This is a genomic window from Pseudomonas sp. 10-1B, assembly GCF_000935045.1.
GTDB lineage: Bacteria > Pseudomonadota > Gammaproteobacteria > Pseudomonadales > Pseudomonadaceae > Aquipseudomonas.
Window position 1 is genome coordinate 1 of sequence record NZ_JYKS01000033.1, and the last position, 24928, is coordinate 24928.

The following is a 24928-nucleotide window of genomic DNA, read 5'->3' on the forward strand; positions in this document are numbered from 1 at the left end:
CGCGAAGAATCCAGCGCGGTGGATGGCACCGGCTTTGCCGGTGTTCGCGGCTAAAGCCGCTCCTACACGGATAGCGTGAGCCCGAAGCCTGCGCAGTACCTGTGTAGGAGCGGGCTTGCCCGCGAAGAATCCAGCGCGATGGATGGCACCGGCTTTGCCGGTGTTCGCGGCTAAAGCCGCTCCTACACGGGTAGCGTGAGCCCGAAGCCTGCGCAGTACCTGTGTAGGAGCGGGCTTGCCCGCGAAGAATCCAGCGCGATGGATGGCACCGCCTCCGCCGCCGCTCACGCCTGCCTGAGCAGCAGCGCCACCCCCGGGAAATACTGCCCCAGCTCGTTATGCAACTTGCGGTAGGCATACGGGAAGTACCAGGCGATGGCGCAGGCCGTGTGCTTCTGCAGGTCGTCGACCAGGTCCTGCAGCTCCTCGGGGCTGGCATGCTGGCCTGCCTTCCAGGGGCTGATGAACAGCGCCCCAGCCTTCAGCTGGCTGGGGTAGGCCACCTGGTGGGCGAGGGCAGCGGTTTGCTGCAGAGCAGCCGCCATGTCCAGCCGGGCGATTTTTGGCCAGCGCTGGCTGACACTCAGGTACAGCGTCTCGTCGGCACTGCTGATCGACAGGTCGCAGCGCCCTTCGCATTCACCTTCGTCGCGTTGCTTCTTGCCGGCAAACTGTTGCAACGCCGCCAATTCGGCCTGCCAGGCTGCCGCTGCCAGCAGCCCGGCATTGGCAGCGGCACCCTGCCAATACGGGGCTTCGGCGTCACCGGCAAACTGGTTGAAACGGTCGATGCAGTCGACCCAGCGCTCCAGCACCGGGCCGAGGAACTCCAGGCGTGAATTGTTGATGATCTGGCCTCGCATGCTGCGCTCTCCTGTTGTCGTTGTGGTCGCGTTCAGCTGAAGGTGATGGCCATGTGATATCACTGTATTCAGTGTCGCACAAGCTGGCGTATTGGCCATTGCTGCGGACAATGCCTGTTTGGCGGGAATGCCACCCGCTTCGATTGACGCTCCGGGTGCAACCCTCTAACCTTCGCGCGTGTTTCAGGTGCCCTGCCAGCCCGTCTGGGCAGGGTGAAACTGGGAAGCCGGTGGTCGCCAGCATGGCGCGATTCCGGCGCTGCCCCCGCAACGGTAGATGAGTCGCGGCCGCGCAGGGCCACTGGGTGCCAGCACCCGGGAAGGCGCGCAGGCCTGGGCCAAGGCCCGCTCACAAGCCCGGAGACCGGCCTGATACTGCCAACGGCATCACGGAGGGTGATGCGCGGTGCACCGTGGCGTCTGGCTGCGGCTCCTGCGCGTTCTCCGTTTGCCTGCCTACCACCTGTCGCCGCGTGTTCCCGTGGCGCCAGCCAGCGGAGAACCCTGATGAGCGAATCCACCGAACGCGACGAGCGCCACCTGGCGCGCATGCAGCGCAAGAAGGCGATCATCGACGAACGCATCGCCAATTCCCCCAATGAATGCGGCTTGCTGCTGGTCCTGACCGGCAATGGCAAGGGCAAGAGCAGCTCGGCCTTCGGCATGCTCGCGCGCGCCCTGGGCCATGGCATGCAGTGCGGTGTGGTGCAGTTCATCAAGGGCCGTAACAGCACGGGCGAAGAATTGTTCTTCCGCCGTTTCCCCGAACAGGTGCGCTACCACGTGATGGGCGAGGGCTTTACCTGGGAGACCCAGGACCGCCAGCGTGACATCGCCGCCGCCGAAGCGGCCTGGGCCGTGTCGCGCCAGTTGCTGCAGGACCCGAGCGTGCAGTTCGTGGTGCTCGACGAACTGAATATCGCCCTCAAGCACGGCTACCTCGACCTGGACCAGGTGCTGTCCGACATCCAGGCCCGCCCGCCGATGCAGCATGTGATCGTTACCGGCCGTGCCGCCAAGCCGGAAATGATCGAGCTGGCCGATACCGTGACCGAAATGGGCATGCTCAAGCATGCATTCCAGGCGGGCATCCGCGCCCAGAAGGGCGTGGAACTGTGAATCAGCCCCGCCATTGTCCCGCGGTATTGATCGCGGCACCGGCCTCTGGCCAGGGCAAGACCACCGTCACCGCCGCCCTGGCCCGCCTGCACCGCAACCTCGGGCGCAAGGTACGGGTATTCAAATGTGGGCCTGACTTCCTTGACCCGATGATCCTCGAACGGGCCAGCGGTGCGCCGGTGTACCAACTGGACCTTTGGATGATCGGCGCCGAGGAAAGCCGCCGCCTGCTGTGGGACGCAGCTGGCGAGGCCGACCTGATCCTGATCGAAGGGGTGATGGGGCTGTTCGACGGCACCCCGTCCAGCGCCGACCTGGCGCGCCACTTCGGCGTGCCGGTGCTGGCGGTGATCGACGGCACGGCCATGGCCCAGACCTTCGGCGCCCTGGCCTTGGGGCTGGCGCGCTACCAGGCCGACCTGCCGTTCGCCGGCGTGCTGGCCAACCGGGTGGGCAGCCTGCGCCACGCGCAACTGCTGGAAGGCAGCCTGACTGAAGGCCTGCGCTGGTACGGCGGCTTGTCCCGCGAGCGTGGTATCGAGCTGCCCAGCCGCCACTTGGGCCTGGTCCAGGCCAGCGAGCTGAACGACCTGGATGCCCGCCTGGACGCCGCCGCCGAGGCGCTCGGCGCCAGCTGCGACGCGGCCTTGCCACCGCCGGTGAGCTTTGCCGAACCCGCGCCGCAGGCCTGTGCTGCCTCGCTGGCCGGTGTACGTATCGGCGTGGCGCGGGACGAGGCGTTCGCCTTCACCTATGGCGCCAACCTCGACTTGCTGCGCAACCTCGGCGCGCGGCTGGAGTTCTTCTCGCCGCTGCATGACCGCGAACTGCCGGTGGTGGACAGCCTGTACCTGCCGGGCGGCTATCCCGAACTGCACCACCATGCCCTGGCCGCCAATGCACCGATGTGCGCAGCGATCCGTGCCCATTACGCCCAGGGCAAGCCCTTGCTGGCCGAGTGTGGCGGCATGCTGTACCTGCTCGATGCCCTGACCGACGTGGCTGGCGAACGTGCCGAACTACTTGGCCTGCTGCCGGGCGAGGCGACCATGCAGAAGCGCCTGGCGGCCCTGGCCCTGCAGGCGGTGGAGCTGCCGGAAGGTACCCTGCGCGGCCACACCTACCACCACTCATTGACCAGCACCGCGCTGGAGCCTATCGCCCGTGGCCTGAGCCCCAATGGCGGGCGTGGCAACGAAGCGGTGTATCGCCTGGGGCGGCTGACGGCCTCCTATGTGCATTTCTACTTCCCCTCCAACCCGGGTGCGGCGGCGGCGCTGTTGCGACCATGAGCGAACACGCCTACAGCGACGCCGAGCGCGCCGCGATCTACCGGGCCATCGGCGAACGCCGTGACATGCGCCATTTCGCCGGTGGCGAGGTGGCGCCGGAACTGCTTGGCCGCCTGCTGGCCGCCGCGCACCAGGCGCCCAGCGTCGGCCTGATGCAGCCCTGGCGCTTCATCCGCATTACCCGGCGCGACCTGCGCGCTCGTATCCAGGCCCTGGTGGAGGAGGAGCGGGTGCGTACTGCCGAGGCACTGGGTGAACGTTCCGACGACTTCATGAAGCTGAAGGTGGAAGGCATCAATGACTGTGCCGAGTTGCTGGTAGCGGCCTTGATGGACAACCGCGAAGCGCACATCTTCGGCCGCCGCACCCTGCCGGAAATGGACCTGGCTTCGCTGGCCTGTGCCATCCAGAACCTGTGGCTGGCCGCACGTGGCGAAGGCCTGGGCATGGGCTGGGTGTCGCTGTTCGACCCGCAGGCCCTGGCCGCGCTGCTGGGCATGCCCGCCGGGGCCAAGCCGGTGGCGGTACTGTGCCTGGGGCCAGTGAGCGAATTCTACTCGGCACCGATGCTGGTGCTGGAAGACTGGGCCGAAGAGCGGCCGCTGAGCGACATGCTGTTCGAGAACCAATGGGGAGAGCGCCAATGAGCGTCGCCTTGCTGACCGTGGCCGGCGTGGCCCTGGATGCCTTGCTGGGCGAACCGCAGCGACGCCACCCGCTGGTGGCCTTCGGCAACATGGCCAGTAACCTCGAGCGCCGTCTGAACGCCGGTGGCCGCGGTTGGCGCAGCCACGGCGTGAGCGCGTGGTTTCTGGCGGTGGTGCCGCTGACCCTGGTGGCGCTGGTGCTGTCGTGGTTGCCGTACATCGGCTGGCTGGTGGACGTGCTGGCGCTGTACTGCGCCGTCGGGCTGCGCAGCCTGGGCGAGCATGTGCTGCCGGTGGCCAACGCCTTGCGCCAGGGTGATCTGGCAGAGGCGCGGCGCCGGGTCGGCTACCTGGTCAGCCGCGAAACCCAAGAGCTGGACGAGCCCGCCGTGGCCCGAGCGGCTACCGAGTCGGTGCTGGAGAACGGCAGCGATGCAGTGTTCGCCGCGCTGTTCTGGTTCGTGGTGGCCGGTGCGCCGGGCGTAGTGCTGTACCGCCTGAGCAACACGCTGGATGCCATGTGGGGCTACCGCAATCAACGCTTCGAGCGCTTTGGCTGGTGCGCGGCGCGCGTCGATGACGTGCTCAACTATATTCCCGCCAGGCTGGTGGCGCTGACCTATGCGTTGCTCGGCAAGACCCGCCTGGCGCTGGCCTGCTGGCGCAAGCAAGGTCCGCTGTGGGACAGCCCCAATGCCGGGCCGGTGATGGCCGCCGGTGCCGGCGCGCTGGGGGTGGAACTCGGCGGCCCGGCCGTTTACCACGGCGAGTTGCATGAGCGGCCACGTCTGGGGGACGGGCCAATGGCCGACGCCGACGCCATCGAACGCGGCTGGGGCCTGGTGCAGCGCGGCGTGTGGTTGTGGTTGCTGGTGATCTGCCTGGGGGCGTACATCGATGCTTGAACATGGTGGCCGCCTGCTCCGCGCGGTGCGGCAATACGGTATCGCCCGCGAACAGTGGCTCGACCTGTCCAGCGGCATTGCGCCCTGGCCTTTCCCGATTCCGCCGATTCCCATGGATGCCTGGGCGCGCCTGCCGGAGACCGAAGACGGCCTGGAAGACGCCGCCCGCGCGTATTACGGCGCCCGTCAGCTACTGCCGGTGGCCGGTTCCCAGGCCGCGATCCAGGCCTTGCCGCTGCTGCGCACAGCCAGCCGGGTAGGGGTGTTGACGCCGTGCTATGCCGAGCATCCGTATGCCTGGCAACGGGCCGGGCACCAACTGGTGGAACTGGACGAGGCGCAGGTCGAAGCGACGCTCGATAGCCTTGACGTGCTGGTGCTGGTCAACCCCAACAACCCCACCGGCAGGCGGGTGCCGCGCGAGCGCCTGCTCGCCTGGCACGCGCGCTTGGCCGCCCGCGGTGGCTGGCTGCTGGTCGACGAAGCCTTCATGGACAACAGCCCAGCCGATGGCGTGGTCGAGTGTGCCGAGCGCCCGGGCCTGATCGTGCTGCGCTCGTTCGGCAAGTTCTTCGGCTTGGCCGGGGTGCGCCTGGGTTTCGTCGCTGCCGAGCGCAGCCTGTTGCTGCGCCTGGCCGAGCTGCTGGGCCCGTGGACCATCAACGGCCCGACCCGGGTGCTGGCCCAGGCCTGCCTGGCCGATCGGGCCGCCCAGCGCATGCAGGTCGAGCGCTGTGCTGCCGCCAGCCAGCGGTTGGTTGGGCTGTTGCACAGCGCCGGCCTGGCAGCCAGTGGCGGCTGTGACCTGTTCCAGTACGTGCGCAGTGAGCACGCCGCGCAGTTGCATGACTTTCTCGCCCGCCGCGGCATCCTGGTGCGCCTGTTCGAACACCCGCCCGCCGTGCGCCTGGGGTTGCCTGCATGCGCGGCGGACGAACAGCGCCTGGCCCAGGCCCTGGCGGCCTATCAAAAGGAAACGGCATGACCACCCTCATGGTGCAAGGCACCACCTCCGACGCCGGCAAGAGCACGCTGGTGACCGCGCTGTGCCGCTGGCTGTTGCGCCAGGGCGTCGGCGTGGTGCCGTTCAAGCCACAGAACATGGCGCTGAACAGCGCGGTGACCGCCGACGGTGGCGAAATCGGCCGGGCCCAGGCGGTGCAGGCCCAGGCCTGCCGGCTGGCGCCGCACACCGACATGAACCCGGTGCTGCTCAAGCCCAACAGCGATACTGGCGCCCAGGTGATCATCCACGGCCGTGCCGTCACCAGCATGAACGCGGTGGCCTACCACGACTACAAGGCCATCGCCATGCAGGCGGTGCTGGCCTCGCACCAACGCCTGAGCGCTGCCTGGCCAGTGGTCATGGTCGAAGGCGCGGGGTCGCCGGCAGAGATCAACCTGCGCGCCGGCGACATCGCCAACATGGGCTTTGCCGAAGCGGTGGATTGCCCGGTGATCCTGGTTGCCGATATCAACCGCGGCGGTGTGTTCGCCCACTTGGTTGGCACGCTTGAATTGCTGTCGCCCAGCGAACAGGCGCGGGTCAAAGGTTTTGTGATCAACCGCTTCCGCGGCGACATCGCCTTGCTGCAGCCGGGGCTGGACTGGCTGGAGCAACGTACCGGCAAACCGGTGCTGGGTGTGCTGCCCTATGTCACCGACCTGCATCTGGAGGCCGAGGATGGCATCGATGTGCGCCAGGGCGCCAAGCACGAGCGCGTGCTCAAGGTGATCGTGCCGGTGCTGCCGCGCATCAGCAACCACACCGACTTCGACCCGCTGCGCCTGCACCCGCAGGTGGATTTGCAGTTCATCGGCCCAGGCCAGCCGATCCCGGCTGCCGACTTGATCATCCTGCCAGGCTCCAAGAGCGTGCGCGGTGACCTGGCACAGCTGCGTGAACGTGGTTGGGACCAGGCCATCGAGCGGCACCTGCGTTATGGCGGCAAGCTGATCGGTATCTGTGGCGGCCTGCAGATGCTTGGCCGCGAAGTGCACGATCCGCTGGGGCTGGAGGGCGCCGCAGGTTCGAGCCCGGGGCTTGGCCTGCTCGACTATGCCACGGTGCTCGAGGCCGAGAAGCAATTGCGCAACGTTGCCGGTACGCTGAGCCTCGAAGCGGCAGCGGTGGCCGGTTATGAAATTCATGCCGGCGTCACCACCGGGCCTGCCTTGGCGCAGCCTGCCGTGCAACTGGCAGATGGCCGGTGGGACGGTGCTGTCAGCGCCGATGGCCAGATCCTCGCTACCTACCTGCACGGGCTGTTCGAAGGTAGCCAGTCGTGTGCCGCGCTGCTGCGCTGGGCTGGCCTGGAGGATGTGCAGGTTATCGACTACGAAGCTTTGCGTGAGCGCGATATCGAGCGCCTGGCCGACCTGGTGGAAAAGCACCTGGACACCGCGCGCCTGCGCCAACTGTGTGGGGTGGCCTGACATGCGTAACCTGATTCTCGGCGGTGCCCGCTCCGGCAAGAGCCGCCTGGCCGAACAGCTGGCCAGCGCCAGCGGCCTGCCGGTGACCTACATCGCCACCAGCCAGCCGCTGGATGGTGAAATGAACGAACGCGTGCTGCTGCACCGCCAGCGCCGCCCGGATGACTGGGGGCTAATCGAAGAGCCCTTGGCCCTGGCTGCGATATTGCGCGCTGAAGCGGCCGAAGGGCGCTGCCTGCTGGTGGATTGCCTGACCCTGTGGCTGACCAACCTGCTGATGCTCGAGGACGACCAGCGCCTGGCCGAGGAGCGTGATGCCCTGCTGGCCTGCCTGGAACAGTTGCCCGGCACCATTATTCTGGTCAGTAATGAAACAGGCCTGGGCGTGGTGCCCATGGGCGAGCTGACCCGGCGCTATGTCGACCTGGCTGGGTGGTTGCATCAGGCTGTGGCCGAGCGCTGTCAGCGGGTGGTGCTGACGGTGGCGGGGTTGCCGTTGATGCTTAAAGGGCCTGGGTTGTGAGGGAGGGTTTGAGATTGGGTTTGGGCTTACAGGTGCCTGGCTTGGGTTGTGTGGCGCTCGATCTTCCAGGCTCTAAAAATCCCAACCCAGGCATCTCTCAGCCCCAACACCGAGCCCTAAAATTACCACTCAATCACGAACTCCTCCCATGACTAAAACCCAACCCTGGTGGCAAACCCCCTGCCAACCCCTCGACACCACCGCCATGGCCCAGGCCCGCACCCGTCAGCAACAACTGACCAAACCTGCCGGCTCGCTCGGCCAGCTGGAAGGCCTGGCCATTCAGCTGGCTGCTCTGCAAGGCCGTGAACGGCCATCGCTCGACCACGTCGCGATCACCATTTTTGCCGGCGACCACGGCGTGGTCGAAGAGGGCATCTCGGCCTACCCACAAGCGGTGACCGGGCAGATGCTGCGTAACTTCGTCGGCGGCGGCGCGGCGATCAGCGTGCTGGCGCGCCAGCTACAGGCCAGCCTGGAAGTGGTCGACCTGGGCACCGTCGGCCCGCACCTGGAACTACCCGGCGTGCGCCATCTGCACCTGGGGGCCGGCACCGCCAACTTCGCCCGCCAGCCAGCGATGACCGAGGGTCAGCTGCAGGCCGCCTTGCAAGCCGGCCGCGACAGCGCCCTGCGCGCCGCCGAGCAGGGCGCGCAGCTGTTCATCGGTGGCGAGATGGGCATTGGCAACACCACCGCCGCCGCCGCCCTGGCCAGCGTGCTGCTGGGCTGCGCGGCCATCGAACTGAGCGGCCCGGGCACCGGCCTGGACCACGCTGGGGTGCGACACAAGGCCGAGGTCATCGAGCGGGCGCTGCGCCTGCATGACTTGCGTGCCGAAGATCCACTACAGGCCCTGGCCTGTGTCGGCGGTTTCGAAATCGCCGCTTTGGCCGGTGCCTACCTTGGCTGCGCGCAGGCGGGTATCGCGGTGCTGGTGGACGGTTTCATCTGTAGCGTCGCTGCGCTGTTGGCGGTGCGCCTCAACCCGCAGTGCCGGGCCTGGCTGCTGTTCGCCCACCAGGGCGCAGAGCCTGGGCACAAGGCCTTGCTCGCCGCGCTGCAGGCCGAACCGTTGCTGGCCTTGGGCCTGCGCCTGGGTGAGGGCAGTGGTGCAGCCTTGGCGGTGCCGCTGTTGCGCCTGGCCTGTGCGCTGCACGGGCAGATGGCGACCTTTGCCGAGGCCGCGGTGGCGGGCCGCCCGGCATGATCCTCGACCTGCTACGCCACGGTGAAACGGAACAGGGCGGCCTGCGCGGCAGCCTTGACGATGCCCTGACCGACAAGGGCTGGGCGCAGATGCGCAGCGCCGTGGCCGCGGCTGGCCCGTGGCAGGTGCTGGTCAGTTCGCCGCTGCAGCGCTGTGCGCGTTTCGCCGATGAACTGGGGGCGCAACTGAACCTGTCGGTGCAGCGTGAGCCTGCCCTGCAAGAGCTGCATTTCGGCGATTGGGAAGGCCGTAGCGCCGCGCAGATCATGCAAGATCAGGCGGATGAGCTGGGGCGCTTCTGGGCGGATCCTTACGCCTTCACGCCGCCCAATGGTGAGCCGGTTGCGGTGTTTGCCCAGCGTGTACTGGCGGCTGTCGAGCGCCTGGGCCGTCAGCATGCCGGCAAGCGCGTGCTGCTGGTCACCCATGGCGGGGTAATGCGGCTGTTGCTGGCCCAGGCCCGTGGTTTGCCGAGGGAGCAGTTGCTGCAGGTCGAAGTCGGGCATGGCGCGTTGTTGCGGCTGGTGCTGGGCGATGACGGGCAACTGCTGGAGGCGCGCTGAAATGTTGCCGTTGTGGATTGCCTTGCAGTTTCTCAGCAGCCTGCCAGTGAGCCTGCCGGGCATGCCGGCACCGCGCGAGGTGGGGCGTTCGCTATTGTGCTACCCGCTGGTCGGGCTGCTGTTCGGCCTGCTGCTGTGGTTGGCCAGCCACCTGTTGCAGGGCACGCCGGCAGCGCTGCACGCGGCCTTGCTGCTGACGCTGTGGGTGCTGCTTAGTGGCGCCTTGCACCTGGATGGCCTGGCGGATAGCGCCGACGCCTGGCTAGGTGGTTTCGGCGACCGCGAGCGCACCCTGCGGATCATGAAAGACCCACGCAGCGGGCCGATTGCCGTGGTTACCCTGGTGCTGGTGCTGTTGCTGAAGTTTTGCGCCTTGTGGGTGCTGGTCGAGCAGGATATCGGGGCGCAGCTGCTGCTGGCGCCATTGATCGGGCGGGCGGCGATGCTGGGGCTGTTTCTCGGCACGCCCTATGTTCGGCCGGGTGGCTTGGGCCAGGCGCTGGCCGAGCACCTGCCCCGGCGTGCCGCCGGGTGGGTGCTGTTGGGCAGTGCGCTGTTTTGCCTGCTGCTGGGGGGATGGACAGTGGTGCTGGCGCTGGCGGTGTTTACCTGGTTGCGGCAACTGATGTGCCGGCGCCTGGGTGGCACTACCGGAGATACCGCCGGGGCGATGCTGGAGCTGCTAGAACTGGCCATGGTGCTGGGGTTGGCGTTGGGCCTTTGAACGATCGGTCGGTGTGTGCAAAGCCCTGGGGGAACGGCGGTGCGGCGATTCTTTGTGGCTCTTCGCGGGCAAGCCCGCAGGTTTTGCGCTGAGCAAATACCTGTAAGCCCTGATGCGATCCCTGTAGGAGATTCAGCCCATTGAGCTGCGCTGCCGCGCATAGAACTGATGCTGGGCGCTCCGCGAACCCTGTGGGAGCGGGCACGCCCGCGAAGAATCCAACGCGGTGCATGGCACCGGCTGCGCCGGTGTTCGCGGGCACGCCCGCTCCCACAGGGTCCCCGCTAAGTCAGTAAGTTATGTGCAGTTCTATGAGAGCAGCCCCAGTAAGGTCTGCAGAAACCTTGACTGACTGGTGCGCGTGATCTGCCCGCGCTTTACCGGCAATTGGTCGCGGCCATTCGCGAGGAGGATGCCGATACACCGACCAGAGCTTACCGGACCCGCAGGCACGCAAGGCCACTGCGGAGTTCCAGCCGATTCGCCGGCGCTTGAACCCTGGCTGAGGTTTTTCGGCAATCATGAAATCTCTTGCAACACCCGGGACGCGGGTATATACACGTATCCATGCTGACCAGTGAATGCATCTGTACCCACCTGCGTCGTGCCGCCCGTGGGGTGAGCCGGCATTACGACGAAGCCCTTGCCGGCTTCGGGGTCAATGTTGCCCAGTTTTCCCTGTTGCGTCATCTGCAGCGCCTCGATCGGCCGAGTATCACTACCCTGGCCGAGGCCATGGGCCTGGAGCGCAGCACCCTGGGCCGCAACCTGCGGGTGCTGGAGGCTGAAGGGCTGGTGGCCCTGGCCGATGGTGACGACCAGCGCAACCGCGTGGTGCTGCTGACAGATGCCGGTACGCAACTGCTGCGCGCTGCCCATCCAGCGTGGGAACAAGCCCAGACCGAACTGGTGGAGCGGCTGGGGGTAGGGCAGCGGGATGAACTGGTGCGTTTGCTGAACCAACTGGCCTGAAGTGATACGACTATATGCGGGTATATACCCGTAATTACCTTGCGATGTGCTGGAGATAACGACAATGACTTCGGTGTGGCGAACCAGCGGGTGGGTATTGGTGGGGGCGGCATTGATCCTGGCGCTGTCCCTGGGCGTGCGGCATGGGTTCGGTCTGTTCCTGGCGCCGATGAGCGCCGACTTTGGCTGGGGGCGTGAGGTGTTCGCCTTCGCCATTGCCTTGCAGAACCTGATCTGGGGGCTGGCGCAACCGTTCGCTGGTGCCCTGGCCGACCGCCTGGGGGCGGCGCGGGTGGTGATCATCGGTGGCATTCTCTACGCCGCCGGGTTGATGTTGATGGGCATGGCCGATTCGGCCTGGTCGCTGTCGCTGAGTGCTGGCTTGTTGATCGGCATCGGCCTGTCCGGCACCTCGTTCTCGGTCATCCTCGGCGTAGTCGGGCGTGCTGTGCCTGCCGAGAAGCGCAGCATGGCCATGGGTATCGCCAGCGCTGCCGGCTCGTTCGGCCAGTTCGCCATGTTGCCGGGTACTCTTGGCCTGATCCAGTGGCTGGGCTGGTCCGCAGCGTTGTTGGTACTGGGCTTGCTGGTGGCGTTGATCGTGCCCTTCGTCGGCCTGTTGCGCGACCGCCCGCTGCCCAGCCATGGCGCCGAACAGACCCTGGCCCAGGCCCTGCGCGAGGCTTGTTCGCACTCCGGTTTCTGGTTGCTGGCGCTGGGCTTCTTCGTCTGTGGTTTCCAGGTGGTGTTCATTGGCGTGCACTTGCCGGCCTACCTGGTTGATCAGCACCTGGCCGCGACCACCGGTACCACGGTGCTGGCGCTGGTCGGCCTGTTCAATATCGTCGGTACCTTCACTGCCGGCTGGCTAGGCGGGCGCATGTCCAAACCGCGCCTGCTGACTGGGTTGTACCTGCTGCGTGGGGTAGTGATCGTGCTGTTCCTCTGGGCGCCGGTAAGCGAGTTCAGTGCTTACCTGTTCGGCATCGCCATGGGCCTGTTGTGGCTTTCCACGGTGCCGCTGACCAATGGCACCGTGGCCACGGTATTCGGCGTGCGCAACCTGTCCATGCTGGGCGGCATCGTCTTCCTGTTCCACCAGCTGGGTGCGTTCCTGGGCGGCTGGTTGGGTGGGGTGGTGTATGACCGCACCGGCAGCTACGACCTGGTCTGGCAGATTTCCATCCTGCTCAGCCTGCTGGCTGCCGCGCTCAACTGGCCGGTGCGCGAACGCCCGGTTGCCCGCTTGCAGGCCCAGGCCGCATGAACCGCTACCTGGCTCGCGGGCTGCTGGCCATTGCCGCGCTGTTGCTGCTGGCGCTGGTGTGGTGGGGTTGGCACCAGGGGGGCATGGTGTTGATGCAGCTGGGCATGAGTGTTTGTTAGGCGATGGGGGCGCCGATGCACCGGCGGAAAATTGCTGTCAAAGGTCGCAGGTCACAGTGGTACGCCGCGACATTGGCGTTTAACCACTGTTCTGGCTCAACTGCCCACCAGTTGATGTCATAGCCCGCGTTGTCTTGCTCGATGCCGTATTTATCGCGCATCAGCGGGCGTGCTTGAGAAACGCCTTGAGCACATCTTCTTTGGCTGGTAAAGGCTTCTCGGCATCTTCAGCAGAGGTGGCGAACCCTTCTAGGCGCAGGCTTGCTGCATAGTTGGAGCGACGCTTGCTGGCGGCATGGGCTTTCTTGGCTTGCAGACTGATCGGGGCCATTGATTGACTCGCTCAGTGTTGAGGTGCGGGAATTATAACGCAAAGTATGGGTGACAGGTTCGCGAAGCAGGGTGGGCATGAGTATGCGTCTGGCGCTACCCTGCAAGCTCAAGGATTGTCTTGCGGGAGAAACTAACCATGCGTGCACATTGGTTGACGGTGCCGGTGCTGGTTGCGCTTGCCAGCACATCGAGCTGGGCTGCCGATTGCCCGGCGTTGTTGCAGGGCAGCCTGCCGGAGTTGCGGGGCAAGGGGCAGATCGAGTTGTGTCAGCGCTTTGCCGGCAAGCCGCTGGTGGTGGTCAACACGGCCAGTTATTGCGGTTTTGCACCGCAGTTCGAGGGGCTCGAGGCGACCTACAAGGAATATCACGGGCAAGGTCTGGAGATGCTTGGTGTGCCGTCCAACGACTTCAAGCAGGAAGATGCCGATAGCGAGAAGACGGCCAAGGTCTGCTATGCCAACTACGGCGTTACTTTCACCATGACCAAGGCGCAGGCGGTGCGGGGCAAGGACGCGATTCCGCTGTTCACTGAGCTGGCCAGCCAAAGTAGTGCGCCGAAGTGGAATTTCTACAAGTATGTGGTGGACCGTAAGGGCAAGGTGATCGGCAATTTCTCCAGCCTGACCAAGCCGGATGATCCGGCGTTCCGGGCAGCTATCGAAAAGGCCATTGCCTCGCAGCAGTGATCTAGCTGCTCTTGCTCTTGCTTCGGCTTTTGCTTTTGCTTCTAAGCGCGCGATAGTTCAGGCGCCGCAGATTGCGACTTCAGGAGGCCGAGCGAAGGGCATGCGGAGGGAGGTGACGGGCATGGATGCCCGTCAAGCGCTGAGGCCCCATGGATGGGGCCTGCAGCGCGTACTCCCGGGAGCATGCCCGTAGCGAGGGGACCCCGGAGCGAAGCGTAGGGGCCGGATGATGGGAGCGGGCGGTTTTTGGTTACTTTTTGCCAAGACAAAAAGTGACCCGCCGTAAGGGCGGAAAGGTGACTTGGCGCCACCATCGCCAATGAATGTTGACCTCGTTGTTGATGCCCACGTCTGAAGGCGAAAGCGAAAAGCGGCAAAGTGCTGGTTTCGATCTCGCGCATAGTCCATTTGCGATGGCGACGCTAACTCACCTTTTCGCCTTACGGCGAGTCACTTTTTGTCAAACGAACGCGACAAAAAGTAACCAAAAAACGCTGCGCTCCCATCATCCGGCCCCTGCGCTGCGCTCCGGGGTTCCCTCACTCCGGCCTTGCTCCCGGGAGTACGCGCTGCAGGCCCCATCCATGGGGCCTCAGCGCTTGACGGGCATCCATGCCCGTCACCTCCCTCCGCAAGGCCTGCGTTCGGCCTCCTGAAGTCGCGAAGATCAAGATCAAGATCAAGATCAAGATCAAGATCAAGATCAAGAGCAAGAGCAAGAGCAAAGGCAGGTGCGGGCATGAAAAAACCGCCACAAGGGCGGTTTTTCATGCAACGCGTATGAATCAGAAACGGTAGGTGAGGGAAGCACCGATACCGTGAGCGCTGTTCTCATACTTGGCCTGGTAGCTGCCTTTCAAGAGACCTTCCGTTGGCTCACTTGGCAGATTGTTGATCTTGGTGTCCTCTTCCCACAAGTAGGAGTAGGCAATATCGATGGTCATATCGTCGTTCGGACTCCAGCCGGCACCAAAGCTAACCGCCTTGCGGTCTCCGGTAGGAATGCGTGGCGAGCGATCGTGGTTGTTGGTGGGCGATTGGTCGACGGAGAAGCCTGCGCGAAGGGTCCACTCCTTGTTCACCTTATAGGCGGCACCAATGGCGTGTGCCCAAGTGTCATGCCAGTTCTGCTCTTCGTCGATGGTCTGCAGCGGATAGCCCGCTGGCGCTTCGTTCTTTACAACGATGCTTTCCAGGCGACTCCAGCGAGTCCAGGTGCTACCCATATACAGTGTCCAGTGGTCATCCAGTTCATGGGTGACCGAGAAGTCCACGGACTCCGGTGTCTTGATTTTCAGGCTGGCGTCAAATTTGCCGTTGAGGCCCAGGGCCGCAACCGGATAGGAAACACGGGTATCGCCTTCAAGCTTGTAGTCGACCATCGAGTGATAGGTCAGGCCCAGGCGGGTACGGTCCGTCGCTTGTACAAGTACCCCCACGTTGTAACCGATGGCGGTGTCGTCGCCTTTGATCTTGACTTCGCCGTCAGGGCCGCCGCCAATGATCGCTGGAAGGGCGCTGCTGCTCAGGTTCGAGCCCAGTTCACCCTTGATGCGGTTGATGGTGGGGCCAAAACCGATCGAAACCTTGTCGTTGAAGGCATAGCTGATGGTTGGCTGGAAGGTGACAACTTCGACCTTGCTCTTCTTGCCCCAGTAGCGTGCCGCGTCATCGCTACCGTAGTCGGTGATCAGGCCGTATGGCACATACACACCGAAGCCCACGCTCCAGTGATCATCGATTGGCTTGACGTAGTAGCCCATGGGAACACCCACGAACGGGACCATGTCTCCATCGGTTTCCCCCCCGAAATTGCTACCACGGCCCGAAATATCTGACTTGGCAATGACGGCAGCGCCGCCGACTGTGACCTGTTCTCGCTTGAGGCGCGACATGCCTGCTGGGTTGCCGTACACAGTGCTGGCATCTTCGGCAGAAGACGAACGTCCCGCAAAACCGGTTCCCATGCCGCTGATGCTCTGTTCATTCAGCGCGAAACCTGCGGCGAACAATTGGCTGGAAGCAAGCGCAATAGCTACGCCGAGGGAGGTTTTGAGCATTACTTTTTTCATTATTAGAAAACTCCTTGGGATCTCCGGGGCGAAAAGCTACCAACAAATCACGCGCCGCGCTATAGCCTGTATCGCAGGAGATAGAGCGGTTTTGTAGGACAATCCAACCAAAATTCCCTTTTTTCCGGTTACGCTGTAGGAAGCGTCTTAAGATGCCTGTGGCAATTTCTGATCTATGCAGGTATGCCAGGCATGGGTGAAGTCGCGCAGGCGACCCTGAGGGTTGAAAACTTGTCGCCAGATCCGCGCCAGCGCCAATAGATCGTCGGCGGCAGGCAGCGGTGTGGCCTGCTCTTCGACGAGCATCCAGGCAATGGCGGTGGAATAACGCAGGTTGACGGTGAGTTCCAAATGCGGGCCGCCGAGGAAGGCGTGCTGGCTGGCCAGGCCGCGGACCAGGCTGGCCAGGTCGGGGTCACGGGCCAGGTAATCGTCCCACAGCGCCTGGTGACGCTGTTCGCCGATGCGGTACAGGCCGTGCCCACGGCGGTCGTGCAAGGCCGACCCCAGTGCCGACTGGCTGGCGGCGATGCCCAGCAACAAGGCTTCGGCGCTGGCGCATTGACGGTTCAGGTAGACCAGGGTGGGTCGGATCACATACTGACACAATTCATTCGCCGCGATACCCATGATGCCCTCGAGCAGTAAAGGGCCGGACGGGCACTGGAGCTTGGCAGCTGGTGAAGGATCAGGCCCGCCGGAAGCGGTAAGCACCGCTCGAGTTGAAGTGTAGTGTGATAATCGTGGTGTAAAGAGCTGTTTTTAAATCGATTGCTGCCTGACGTATCGGGCTATATGCCCTAAGGCAATTACGCCAAGAACGTTCAGGCAGGCTTGCGATGGCATGATTCAGAGGCTGAATACCGCGGTATTCGCCGCTCACGCGGTGAGCGACTGGCGGGTTCGGGCGATGACTGCCTGCAGCGGTTCGCTGCGGCTGTACTGCTCGGGGTACAGGCGCTCGGTGTGGCAGGCGACGCCGTGTTCGTCTACCAGGGTGAAACTGAAGCTGCCCTTGCGAGGGGCAACGATAAGGCACTTCAACGGCGAGAAGGCCTGGGAGAGGGTGCCAATGGCAGCCTGAATCTGATGATGAGTTTGCATATTGTTGGAGGTTCCTGCTTTAAACACGGGGTTATGATCCGTGCATGATAGAAACGTTCCAGTGACGCCTTTATTAAGGGACGAACGAACCTGACTGGAACAGGGCAGCCAGAGGGGGCGCAATCAAAGGTGGGCGCTTGGGCTGACTGGTAGGTACTTCAGAAGGCAGGCAGCACGCCGTGGCCATGGTTCTAGGCCGTCGGGGTGAGATCCTGATCAATCAGTCACGTGATTCGTGCTTGAACAGCGCGGAGCTGGCGAGTGAATCATCGAAGGGGCCGGTCCTGCTTTCAGCAGGGCCACTCTTGGGAGTGAGTGGGTCTGCAAGGACGCTCGGGGCCAGAATTGACTTTCAGCTTGGTACTAACGGGGTGCACCTTAGCGAAAATGCAGCCGCTTGGCAAGTGTTACACGTTTGTTCCGGTTAGCCGCGCAGTATGGCGCGTATTTGCAGTGCTGGGAAGAGGGGGAAAATGGCCAGTATCCGGGCTGATGTGCCCATTTCGTGCACTCAAGTGAGGGTTTATGGTGCACTTGTTCACATTCGGGGCAGGGCTTGTAACGGCCCGGCAACACGCTGCGACAGCCTCGCCAATGCCTTGACTGGGCGGTTAAGTCAATGAAAAAAAACACTATTTTTAGCTGGTGAAAAAATCGTCAGTTTGACCGAAACCCCCAATTCATGGGGCTTTGCGGGATATGGGAGGGGGTTGTCCACCGAGTTATCCACAGGAACTGTGGATTGTCCCGAGCGCTTGCTCTAGGACGGGCGTGCCAGCAATACGGGGAACTGTCCGACAATCGACATGCTCCGATAGACCGGTTGGTCATCCAGTCGAAAACGTCAAGAAAAGATCATTGAAATTTTTTTTCAATCCTCCACAAATCGACAGGTCAGGGCGCAAAAAAAAGAGTAGAGTGGCGCGCCTTTCGAGTTGCCAAACCTGTCGCTCATGAAGTTTCGCGGTAAACACCTCGCCAGCCCCGCTGCATCGGCGCCTGTACCTGCCCCCAAACGCTTTTCCCTCAAAGTGGCCTTGTGGCTGCTCGACAACCCGCGCCTGGGCGACAAGCCGCAGGTCAAGCACCTGGCCGGGCGCCTGTTGAAACAGCCGGCGCGCCAGGGCGTGGTGGTGGCGCAAAGCCGCCTGGGGCAGATGCTGTGCCGTGATTGTGGCAATGCCCGTGACCGGCGAATTGGCCATGAACTGCTGCGCCAGGCAGCCCGTGCCGGAGATCGACGCGCGCAGCTGGAGTATGCGCGGCTGTGCCAGCACAGCGAGCCGGAGCAGGCGCGCTACTGGCTGGAGCTGGCGGCGGGGCAGGGCTCGCAGGAGGCGCGGCGGCTGCTGCGGCAGTGGTTTCCTGGCTGAGCTCTGTTGCCTGCACGGGCTCTATCGCCGGCAAGCCAGCTCCCACAGGTACCCCACAGATTTCAAGGCCTGTGGAATACCTGTGGGAGCTGGCTTGCCGGCGATAGGGCCGGTACAGGCAACACACCTGCCAGGCTGATAAGCTGCACTGAATTTGCAACAGAGCGATCGGGGTAAGCATGACAGTGGATCTGGCCAGCATTCTGCTGGGCTTGGTGGCAGGTGCTTTACCCTGCCTGGGGTGGGTCATGCAGGTACAGCGCCGCCAGGGCGCGCGGCAAGGCGAGCAGGCCTTGCTCGAAGAGCGCCTCAACGCCGCGCAACTGGCCCAGGCCGGCCTGCAGGCGCAGCTGGACGCCAGCCGCGACGAGGTCAGCGACCTCAGCGAAGCCAACACCGTCAAGCAGACCCAGCTGGCCGCCCAGGGCCGCGAACTGGAACTGCTGCAGATCGACCGCGACAACGCCCGTGACGCCGCCCACGCCTGGAACCTCGAGCGCGCCAACCGCGAAGCCGAGCTGCGCCGCCTGGAAGCACAGAGCGCACGCCTGCAGGCCGAGCTGCGCGAGCAGCAGGAAAGCCACCAGCAGCGTCTGGAAGACCTGCAGGAAGCCCGTGACACCCTGCGCGCCCAGTTCGCCGACATGGCCACCAAGATCTTCGACGAGCGTGAGCAACGCTTCGCCCAGACCAGCCAGCAGCACCTGGGCCAGTTGCTCGACCCGCTCAAGGAACGCATCCAGGCCTTCGAGAAACGCGTGGAGGAAAGCTACCAGCAGGAAGCCCGCGAACGCTTCTCGCTGGGCAAGGAACTGGAGCGCCTGCAACAGCTCAACCTGCGCCTGTCCGACGAAGCCACCAACCTGACCCAGGCCCTGAAGGGCCAGAAAACCCAGGGCAACTGGGGCGAGTTGATCCTCGAGCGGGTACTGGAGCATGCCGGCCTGGAAAAGGGCCGCGAGTACCAGACCCAAGTGAGCCTGAAGAGCGCCGACGGCGAGCGTTTCCAGCCCGATGTGCTGATCATGCTGCCCGGCGACAAGCAGGTGGTGGTGGACGCCAAGGTCAGCCTTACGGCGTACCAGCAGTTCGTCGCCGGCAATGACGAGGCCGCGCTCAAGCAGCACGTGCAATCGCTGCGCAGCCATGTCAAAGGGCTGTCGAGCAAGGACTACAACCGCCTCGAAGGCTTGCACAGCCTGGATTTCGTGCTGCTGTTCGTGCCTATCGAGGCGGCCTTCTCGGCAGCCCTGCAGGCCGAGCCGAACCTGTTCCAGGAAGCCTTCGACCGGCAGATCGTGATCGTCAGCCCCACCACCTTGCTTGCCACCCTACGGGTGATCGACAGCCTGTGGAAGCAGGAACGCCAGGGCCAGAACGCCCGTGAGATCGCCGAGCGTGCCGGCTGGCTGTACGACAAGTTCGTGCTGTTCATCCAGGACCTGGACGAGCTGGGCAACCGCCTGCAGCAGGTGGACAAGGCCTATGCCGCGGCGCGCAACAAACTGTGCGAAGGGCGTGGCAACCTGGTCAGCCGCAGCGAACAGCTCAAGCTGCTGGGGGCGCGTGCCAGCAAGAGCCTGCCGGCAGACCTGCTGGAGCGGGCGCTGTCCGACGAGGCGTTGCCGGACGAAGCGCTTACTGAACCTGGCTCAGATGGCGATTGAGCAGGGCGCGCAGGGCCGCCGGCTTGACTGGCTTGGCCAGGTAGTCCAGGCCTGACGCATGCACCAGGGCGATGGTTTCCTTGCTGCCGTCGGCGCTGATCACCACGCCTGGCACTGGCTCACCCAGGCGTGCACGTAGCCAGCCCATCAGCCCGGTGCCGGTGTCGCCGTCGTCCAGGTGGTAGTCCACCAGCGCCAGGTGCGGGCGCATGCCCTTGGCCAGCAGGGCTTCGCATTCGGCGCGGTTGCGCGCGGTCCACACCTGGCAGCCCCAGCGGCTGAGCAGGCTGTTCATGCCGATCAGGATGCTGTCTTCGTTGTCCACGCACAGCACCTGCAGCCCGGCCAGCGGCTGGCCGCCCTGTTCCACCGGGGCGCTGGGCGCCGGGGCGGCCTGGCGGGCGATCGGCACGCTGACGCGGAACACGGTGCCTTTGCCGGGCCAGGAGCGCACCTCCAGCGTGTGCCCCAGCACCCGGCACAGGCCGTCGGCGATCGCCAGGCCCAGGCCCAGTCCTTTTTCGGCGCGGGTCTGGTGGCTGTCCAGGCGCTTGAACTCCTGGAAGATCACTTGCAGCTTGTCGTCGGCGATGCCCGGGCCGCGGTCCCACACTTCCAGCCACAAGCGCTCGCCCTGGCGCCGCGCGCCGAGCAGGATCGGGCTCTTGCCATAGCGCAGGGCGTTGGTCAGGAAGTTCTGCAGTACCCGGCGCAGCAGTTTCATGTCGCTGTCCACCCGCAGGCGGCTGCCACGCAGGCGGAACTCCAGGCCCTTCTCGGCGGCCAGCACCTTGAACTCGGTGCCCAGGGTGTCGAACAGTTCGTTGAGGGCGAACGGCTTGGCATCCGGGGTGATCTTGCCGTTCTCCAGGCGCGAAATGTCCAGCAGGTCGCCGATCAACTCTTCGGCCGAGCGCAGCGAACTGTCCATGTGCTGTACCAGTTGCTGGGCCTCTTCGTTCATGCCCTCGGCCTGCTGCGACAGCGCGGCGGAGAACAGCCGCGCGGCGTTCAGCGGTTGCATCAGGTCATGGCTGACGGCAGCCAGGAAGCGGGTCTTGGACTGGCTCACCGCCTCGGCGCGGCTCTTGGCTTCGGACAGCGCCTGGTTCAGTTGCGACAGCTCGTGGGTGCGTTCCGCCACCCGTTGCTCCAGGCCTTCGTTGGCGTCGCGCAGGGCCTGCTCGGCCTCGCGGAACGGGGTGATGTCGGTGAAACTCATGACGAAGCCACCACCCGGCATCGGGTTGCCGATCAGCTCGATCACCCGGCCATTGGGGAACAAGCGCTCGGAGGAGTGCGCGCGGCCTTGGCGCATCCAGTGCAGGCGCCGCGCCACATGCACCTGCGCCTCGCCGGGGCCGCACAGGCCGCGCTCGGCGTTGTAGCGGATGATATCGGCAATCGGCCGGCCCACGCTGATCAGCCCGTCAGGGTAGTTGAACAACTCCAGGTAGCGCCGGTTCCAGGCCACCAGGTGCAGGTTCTGGTCGACCACGCTGATGCCCTGGTTGATGTTCTCGATGGCGCCTTGCAGCAGCGCGCGGTTGAACTGCAGCACCTCGCTGGCTTCGTCGGCGATGCGCACCACGTCTTCCAGTTGCATGTCACGGCCTTCGATGGCGGCCTTGACCACGGCGCGGGTCGACGAAGTGCCGAGCACGCCGGCCAGCAGGCGTTCAGTGTGCTCGATCCAGTCGCCGTCGGCATTCTGGTTGGGGTTGAAGCCCTTGCCCTGGCGGTAGGCGAAGCGGATGAAGCTCTGCCGGGCACGCTCCTCGCCGACGAAGCGCGAGGCCAGGGTCAGCAGGTCGTCGATCTGCACCGCCAGCAGCGGCTTGCTGCTGGGGCGGGCGCTGGTTTGCTGGCCGATGAAGCGGCCGGCCTGCCAGTGTTCCGAAACCCGCGTGCGCGACAGCACCGACACCCAGGCGAACAGGGTGAAGTTACCCGCCAGCGACAGCACCACGCCCTGGGTCAGCGGGCTGATCGGCAGGTTCAGCGGGTTGCCGTGCAGCCATGCCAGCCCCGGGAACAGCTGCAGAGGCCAGCCCAGGCTATGCGCGGCAATCGGCAGCACCAAGGTGTAGAACCACAGGAAAATGCCCGCGGCCAGGCCAGCGAACACGCCACGGCGGTTGGCTTGTTTCCAGTACAGCGCGCCGAGCATGGCCGGGGTGAGCTGGGTCACGGCGGCGAAGGCGATCTGGCCGATGGTCGCCAGGCTGGCCGTGGAGCCCAGCAGGCGGTAGCTGACATAGGCCAGCAGCAGGATGACCACGATGGTCACCCGGCGCACCGAGAGCATCCAGTGGCGGAACGCTTCGAACGGTCGCTCGGCATTGGTGCGGCGCAGCAGCCAGGGCAGCAGCATGTCGTTGGAGACCATGGTCGACAGTGCCACGGCCTCGACGATGACCATGCCAGTGGCCGCCGAAGCGCCGCCAATGAACGCCAGCAGGGCCAGGCTCGGGTGCGCCTCGGCCAGCGGCAGGCTGATGACGAACGAGTCGGAAATCACCGTGCCCGGCAGCAGCATCTGCCCGGCCAGGGCAATCGGCACCACGAACAGCGCGGCCAGGGCCAGGTACAAAGGGAACACCCAGCGCGCCATGCGCAGGTCCTGGGGTTCGATGTTTTCCACCACGGTGACGTGGAACTGCCGTGGCAGGCAGATGATCGCCATCATCGCCACGGCGGTCTGCACCACCATCGATGGCCAGTTGATGGTTTCCTGCCAATAGTCCTGCAGGTGGACCGACTGGCGTGCCTGGCTGAACAGGTCGTCGAAGCCGTCATACAGGTTGAAGACGATGAAGATGCCCACGGCGAGGAAGGCCAGCAGCTTGATCAGCGATTCGAAGGCAATCGCCAGGACCATGCCACGGTGGTGTTCGGTCACATCCAGGCTGCGGGTACCGAAGACGATGGCGAACAGTGCCAGCACCAGCGACACCACCAGCGCGGTGTCCTGCACGCGGGTGCCGGTGGCGTCGGCGCTGGCGCCGATCAGCAGGTTGACGCCCAGCACGATGCCTTTCAGCTGCAAGGCGATGTAGGGCAGCACGCCGACCAGGCAGATCAGCGCCACCACCACCGCCAGGGTTTGCGACTTGCCATAGCGCGCGGCGATGAAGTCGGCGATCGAGGTGATGTTCTGCTGTTTGCTGATCAGCACCATCTTCTGCAACACCCATGGCGCGAAGATCAGCAGCAGCACCGGGCCCAGGTAGATCGGCAGGAACGCCCAGAGCTGTTCGGCGGCCTGGCCGACCGCGCCGAAGAAGGTCCAGCTGGTGCAGTACACGGCCAGCGACAGGCTGTACACCCAGGCACGCAGCTTCGGCGGCAACGGCGTGCTGCGGCGGTCGCCGTAGAAGGCGATGGCGAACATGATGGCCATATAGGCCAGGGCGACCACGGCGATCAGCCCGCTGGACAACGACATGAAGACTCCGAAGCAAAAAAGATAACGCGGTCCCGATCAATCAGTCTGGCACGCAGGTGCCGCTTCGTCAGCGCAGACGATGGTCGCAGTGGCAGGTGGTCGCAGGGTTCATCTACAACCTGCATAGGCCTCTTCGCGGGTGAACCCGCTCCTACAGAGGTAACACAGGTTTCAAGACTGGTGATGAACCTGTGGGAGCGGGCGTGCCCGCGAAGAGGCCAGTACAGGCACAATCACCCTCTGCGGGTACCCAGCCAGTAAAACACCCCAGCCAGTATCACCGACAACACCATCAGGTAGAAGACCGCCCCCGGCCACAGATGCACCAGGGCAAACCCCACCATCACCGGCCCCAGCGCCGCTCCCAGGTTGGACAGGTTCTGCGCACCGTAATACACCCCGCGCAGATGCTCCGGGGCGATCAGGTCGATGAACATGTATTCGGCCGGGATCACGATGATCTCGCCCAAGGTGAACACCAGCATCGCCATGCACCAGGCCAGTACCGAGCCGGCCATCGCGAAGCCCAGCAGCCCGGCGATGAACAGGCCCATGCCGGCCAGCAGCCAGGGCATCAGGCGCTGGCGGCTGATTCGCCGGCCAATCAGGTACTGCAGGGCGATCACCGTCACCGCGTTGGTGGTCACCAGGTAGCCGACCAATCGCGCCGCCTCGGCCGGGCTGCTGGTCACCACCAGGTATTGCGACAGGTAGGCGGTGAACTGGCCGAACACCACCGCGCTCAGCACCCCGCCGAGGGTGAAGCACACCAGCCTCCGGTCACGCGCCAGCCCCAGCGCCACCTGGCCGAAGCCGGCCGCGGGTTTGTCGGCACTGGCCTGCAGGCGGCGATCGCCAAGGCGCCAGTAGGCCAGGCACATGGCCAGGCCAAGCAGGGCAGAGGCGATGAACGGCATATGCTCGTTCAGCTCCAGCATGGCCACGCCCAACAGTGGGCCGGCGGCGTAGCCGACGTTGCTCAGGGTGTACTTGATAGCGAACACCTCGGCCCGTTCCTCTATCGGCAGCAGGGCACAGAAGCCCGCCTTGGCGGCGATGTCGACCACGGCCAGGGCCAGGTTGATCAGCACCAGGCAGAGGAAGAACAGCAGCGCCGAACTGCTGGCGACCGCACCGACGAAGGCCAGGGCGAACAGCAGGGTGCTGGCGCTGACCAGCGTGTGGTTGCGCAAGGTGTCGACCAGATGGCCGCCATACAGGCTCAGCAGCGAGGCAATGATCAGCGCGCCGCCGATCAGCAGGCCGATCTGGCTGATCGGCAGCTGGAAGTTGTCGGCGAGGTACACCACCAGGTAAGGCAGGGTGAGGGCGCGGGCGACGGTGAGGGTAAAGGTGGTGGTAAGTAGCAGGCGAACGGTGTGCGGGTAGCGTTTTATGGCGGCGAGCATTGCCACGTCCTTGTTGTGGAATAGCCGAGTCGGAGCATATGCCACTTTGGGGACTGCTTGCACTGGCCTCATCGCCGGCAAGCCAGCTCCCACCTCGACCGCATCGACCTCAAATCCTGTGCAATACCTGTGGGAGCTGGCTTGCCGGCGATGAGGCCAGTCCAGGCAATACAAGAAAGTTGCTCCCACAGGTT

The 24928-nt window shown here is 64.6% G+C and carries 24 protein-coding genes and 1 riboswitch; of the genes, 16 read left to right on the forward strand and 8 right to left on the reverse strand.

The features are described from left to right. Nucleotides 1–284: 284 nt before the first annotated feature. On the reverse strand, nucleotides 285–863 hold the full coding sequence (locus TZ03_RS18235) for a hypothetical protein (RefSeq protein ID WP_051099602.1): 579 nt from the start codon (nucleotides 861–863) through the stop codon (nucleotides 285–287). A gap of 168 nt (nucleotides 864–1031) precedes the next feature. After that, nucleotides 1032–1251, forward strand: a riboswitch (cobalamin riboswitch). A 119-nt stretch (nucleotides 1252–1370) separates the two neighbouring features. Here TZ03_RS18235 and cobO point away from each other — a divergent pair. From cobO to TZ03_RS31760, 13 genes are all read left to right on the forward strand, one after another. Then, entirely contained in the window at nucleotides 1371–1982 is a 612-nt protein-coding gene (gene cobO / locus TZ03_RS18240; protein WP_013971375.1) for a cob(I)yrinic acid a,c-diamide adenosyltransferase, read from the forward strand. Further along, nucleotides 1979–3274: a cobyrinate a,c-diamide synthase gene (locus TZ03_RS18245; protein ID WP_051099603.1), complete on the forward strand. Its 1296-nt coding sequence runs from the start codon at nucleotides 1979–1981 to the stop codon at nucleotides 3272–3274. Before cobO ends, TZ03_RS18245 begins: the two co-directional genes overlap by 4 nt. Then, nucleotides 3271–3921: a 5,6-dimethylbenzimidazole synthase gene (bluB, locus tag TZ03_RS18250; RefSeq protein ID WP_051099604.1), complete on the forward strand. Its 651-nt coding sequence runs from the start codon at nucleotides 3271–3273 to the stop codon at nucleotides 3919–3921. The genes TZ03_RS18245 and bluB overlap by 4 nt, the downstream gene beginning before the upstream one ends. Then, nucleotides 3918–4826 carry an adenosylcobinamide-phosphate synthase CbiB gene (cbiB, locus tag TZ03_RS18255; protein WP_051099605.1) on the forward strand — a complete coding sequence of 303 codons (909 nt, stop codon included), beginning with the start codon at nucleotides 3918–3920 and terminating at the stop codon, nucleotides 4824–4826. Before bluB ends, cbiB begins: the two co-directional genes overlap by 4 nt. Further along, nucleotides 4819–5811, forward strand: a complete 993-nt coding sequence (gene cobD / locus TZ03_RS18260; RefSeq protein ID WP_051099606.1) for a threonine-phosphate decarboxylase CobD — start codon at nucleotides 4819–4821, stop codon at nucleotides 5809–5811. The genes cbiB and cobD overlap by 8 nt, the downstream gene beginning before the upstream one ends. After that, nucleotides 5808–7262: a cobyric acid synthase gene (locus TZ03_RS18265; RefSeq protein ID WP_051099607.1), complete on the forward strand. Its 1455-nt coding sequence runs from the start codon at nucleotides 5808–5810 to the stop codon at nucleotides 7260–7262. The genes cobD and TZ03_RS18265 overlap by 4 nt, the downstream gene beginning before the upstream one ends. Nucleotide 7263: 1 nt before the next feature. Beyond that, on the forward strand, nucleotides 7264–7785 hold the full coding sequence (gene cobU, locus TZ03_RS18270; protein ID WP_051099608.1) for a bifunctional adenosylcobinamide kinase/adenosylcobinamide-phosphate guanylyltransferase: 522 nt from the start codon (nucleotides 7264–7266) through the stop codon (nucleotides 7783–7785). 148 nt (nucleotides 7786–7933) lie between these two features. Then, complete coding sequence (cobT, locus tag TZ03_RS18275) at nucleotides 7934–8995, forward strand: nicotinate-nucleotide--dimethylbenzimidazole phosphoribosyltransferase (protein WP_051099609.1); 1062 nt, start codon at nucleotides 7934–7936, stop codon at nucleotides 8993–8995. After that, nucleotides 8992–9558 carry an alpha-ribazole phosphatase family protein gene (gene cobC, locus TZ03_RS18280; RefSeq protein ID WP_051099610.1) on the forward strand — a complete coding sequence of 189 codons (567 nt, stop codon included), beginning with the start codon at nucleotides 8992–8994 and terminating at the stop codon, nucleotides 9556–9558. Before cobT ends, cobC begins: the two co-directional genes overlap by 4 nt. A gap of 1 nt (nucleotide 9559) precedes the next feature. Next, the gene (locus TZ03_RS18285; RefSeq protein ID WP_051099611.1) at nucleotides 9560–10282 is read left to right on the forward strand and encodes an adenosylcobinamide-GDP ribazoletransferase; all 723 of its coding nucleotides are present in this window, start codon (nucleotides 9560–9562) and stop codon (nucleotides 10280–10282) included. A 567-nt stretch (nucleotides 10283–10849) separates the two neighbouring features. Next, on the forward strand, nucleotides 10850–11254 hold the full coding sequence (locus TZ03_RS18290; protein ID WP_051099612.1) for a MarR family winged helix-turn-helix transcriptional regulator: 405 nt from the start codon (nucleotides 10850–10852) through the stop codon (nucleotides 11252–11254). A 64-nt stretch (nucleotides 11255–11318) separates the two neighbouring features. Next, nucleotides 11319–12521, forward strand: a complete 1203-nt coding sequence (locus TZ03_RS18295) for an MFS transporter (protein WP_051099613.1) — start codon at nucleotides 11319–11321, stop codon at nucleotides 12519–12521. Then, a complete protein-coding gene (locus TZ03_RS31760) occupies nucleotides 12518–12640 on the forward strand; it encodes a hypothetical protein (RefSeq protein ID WP_269082569.1) in 123 nt (40 codons plus the stop codon). The genes TZ03_RS18295 and TZ03_RS31760 overlap by 4 nt, the downstream gene beginning before the upstream one ends. Here TZ03_RS31760 and TZ03_RS31125 read toward each other — a convergent pair. Together TZ03_RS31125 and TZ03_RS30475 are read right to left on the reverse strand one after the other, a co-directional pair. Further along, nucleotides 12637–12801: a hypothetical protein gene (locus tag TZ03_RS31125; protein WP_160297748.1), complete on the reverse strand. Its 165-nt coding sequence runs from the start codon at nucleotides 12799–12801 to the stop codon at nucleotides 12637–12639. The two genes, TZ03_RS31760 and TZ03_RS31125, sit on opposite strands and share 4 nt — an antisense overlap. Beyond that, nucleotides 12801–12971, reverse strand: a complete 171-nt coding sequence (locus tag TZ03_RS30475) for a YhfG family protein (protein WP_152645487.1) — start codon at nucleotides 12969–12971, stop codon at nucleotides 12801–12803. The genes TZ03_RS31125 and TZ03_RS30475 overlap by 1 nt, the downstream gene beginning before the upstream one ends. Nucleotides 12972–13109: 138 nt before the next feature. Here TZ03_RS30475 and TZ03_RS18300 point away from each other — a divergent pair, with 138 nt between their 5' ends. Continuing rightward, nucleotides 13110–13661, forward strand: coding sequence for a glutathione peroxidase (locus TZ03_RS18300; RefSeq protein WP_051099614.1), 552 nt, complete (start codon nucleotides 13110–13112; stop codon nucleotides 13659–13661). 785 nt (nucleotides 13662–14446) lie between these two features. Here TZ03_RS18300 and TZ03_RS18310 read toward each other — a convergent pair. The 3 genes from TZ03_RS18310 to TZ03_RS18320 form a co-directional block, all read right to left on the reverse strand. Beyond that, nucleotides 14447–15733, reverse strand: coding sequence for an OmpP1/FadL family transporter (locus TZ03_RS18310; RefSeq protein ID WP_051099615.1), 1287 nt, complete (start codon nucleotides 15731–15733; stop codon nucleotides 14447–14449). Nucleotides 15734–15880: 147 nt separating this feature from the next. After that, nucleotides 15881–16363 carry a hypothetical protein gene (locus TZ03_RS18315; RefSeq protein ID WP_051099616.1) on the reverse strand — a complete coding sequence of 161 codons (483 nt, stop codon included), beginning with the start codon at nucleotides 16361–16363 and terminating at the stop codon, nucleotides 15881–15883. A 249-nt stretch (nucleotides 16364–16612) separates the two neighbouring features. Next, nucleotides 16613–16837: a hypothetical protein gene (locus tag TZ03_RS18320; RefSeq protein WP_003257337.1), complete on the reverse strand. Its 225-nt coding sequence runs from the start codon at nucleotides 16835–16837 to the stop codon at nucleotides 16613–16615. Nucleotides 16838–17790: 953 nt separating this feature from the next. Here TZ03_RS18320 and TZ03_RS18325 point away from each other — a divergent pair. Further along, nucleotides 17791–18210 (forward strand): tetratricopeptide repeat protein, encoded by a 420-nt coding sequence (locus TZ03_RS18325; protein ID WP_051099666.1) that lies wholly within the window; start codon nucleotides 17791–17793, stop codon nucleotides 18208–18210. A gap of 293 nt (nucleotides 18211–18503) precedes the next feature. Further along, a complete protein-coding gene (gene rmuC / locus TZ03_RS18330; protein WP_177328486.1) occupies nucleotides 18504–19877 on the forward strand; it encodes a DNA recombination protein RmuC in 1374 nt (457 codons plus the stop codon). Here the strand turns inward: rmuC and TZ03_RS18335 are convergent. Further along, nucleotides 19849–23325, reverse strand: coding sequence for a PAS domain-containing hybrid sensor histidine kinase/response regulator (locus TZ03_RS18335; RefSeq protein WP_051099618.1), 3477 nt, complete (start codon nucleotides 23323–23325; stop codon nucleotides 19849–19851). The two genes, rmuC and TZ03_RS18335, sit on opposite strands and share 29 nt — an antisense overlap. Before the next feature lie 233 nt (nucleotides 23326–23558). Next, nucleotides 23559–24734, reverse strand: a complete 1176-nt coding sequence (locus TZ03_RS18340) for an MFS transporter (protein ID WP_051099619.1) — start codon at nucleotides 24732–24734, stop codon at nucleotides 23559–23561. Nucleotides 24735–24928: the final 194 nt, after the last annotated feature.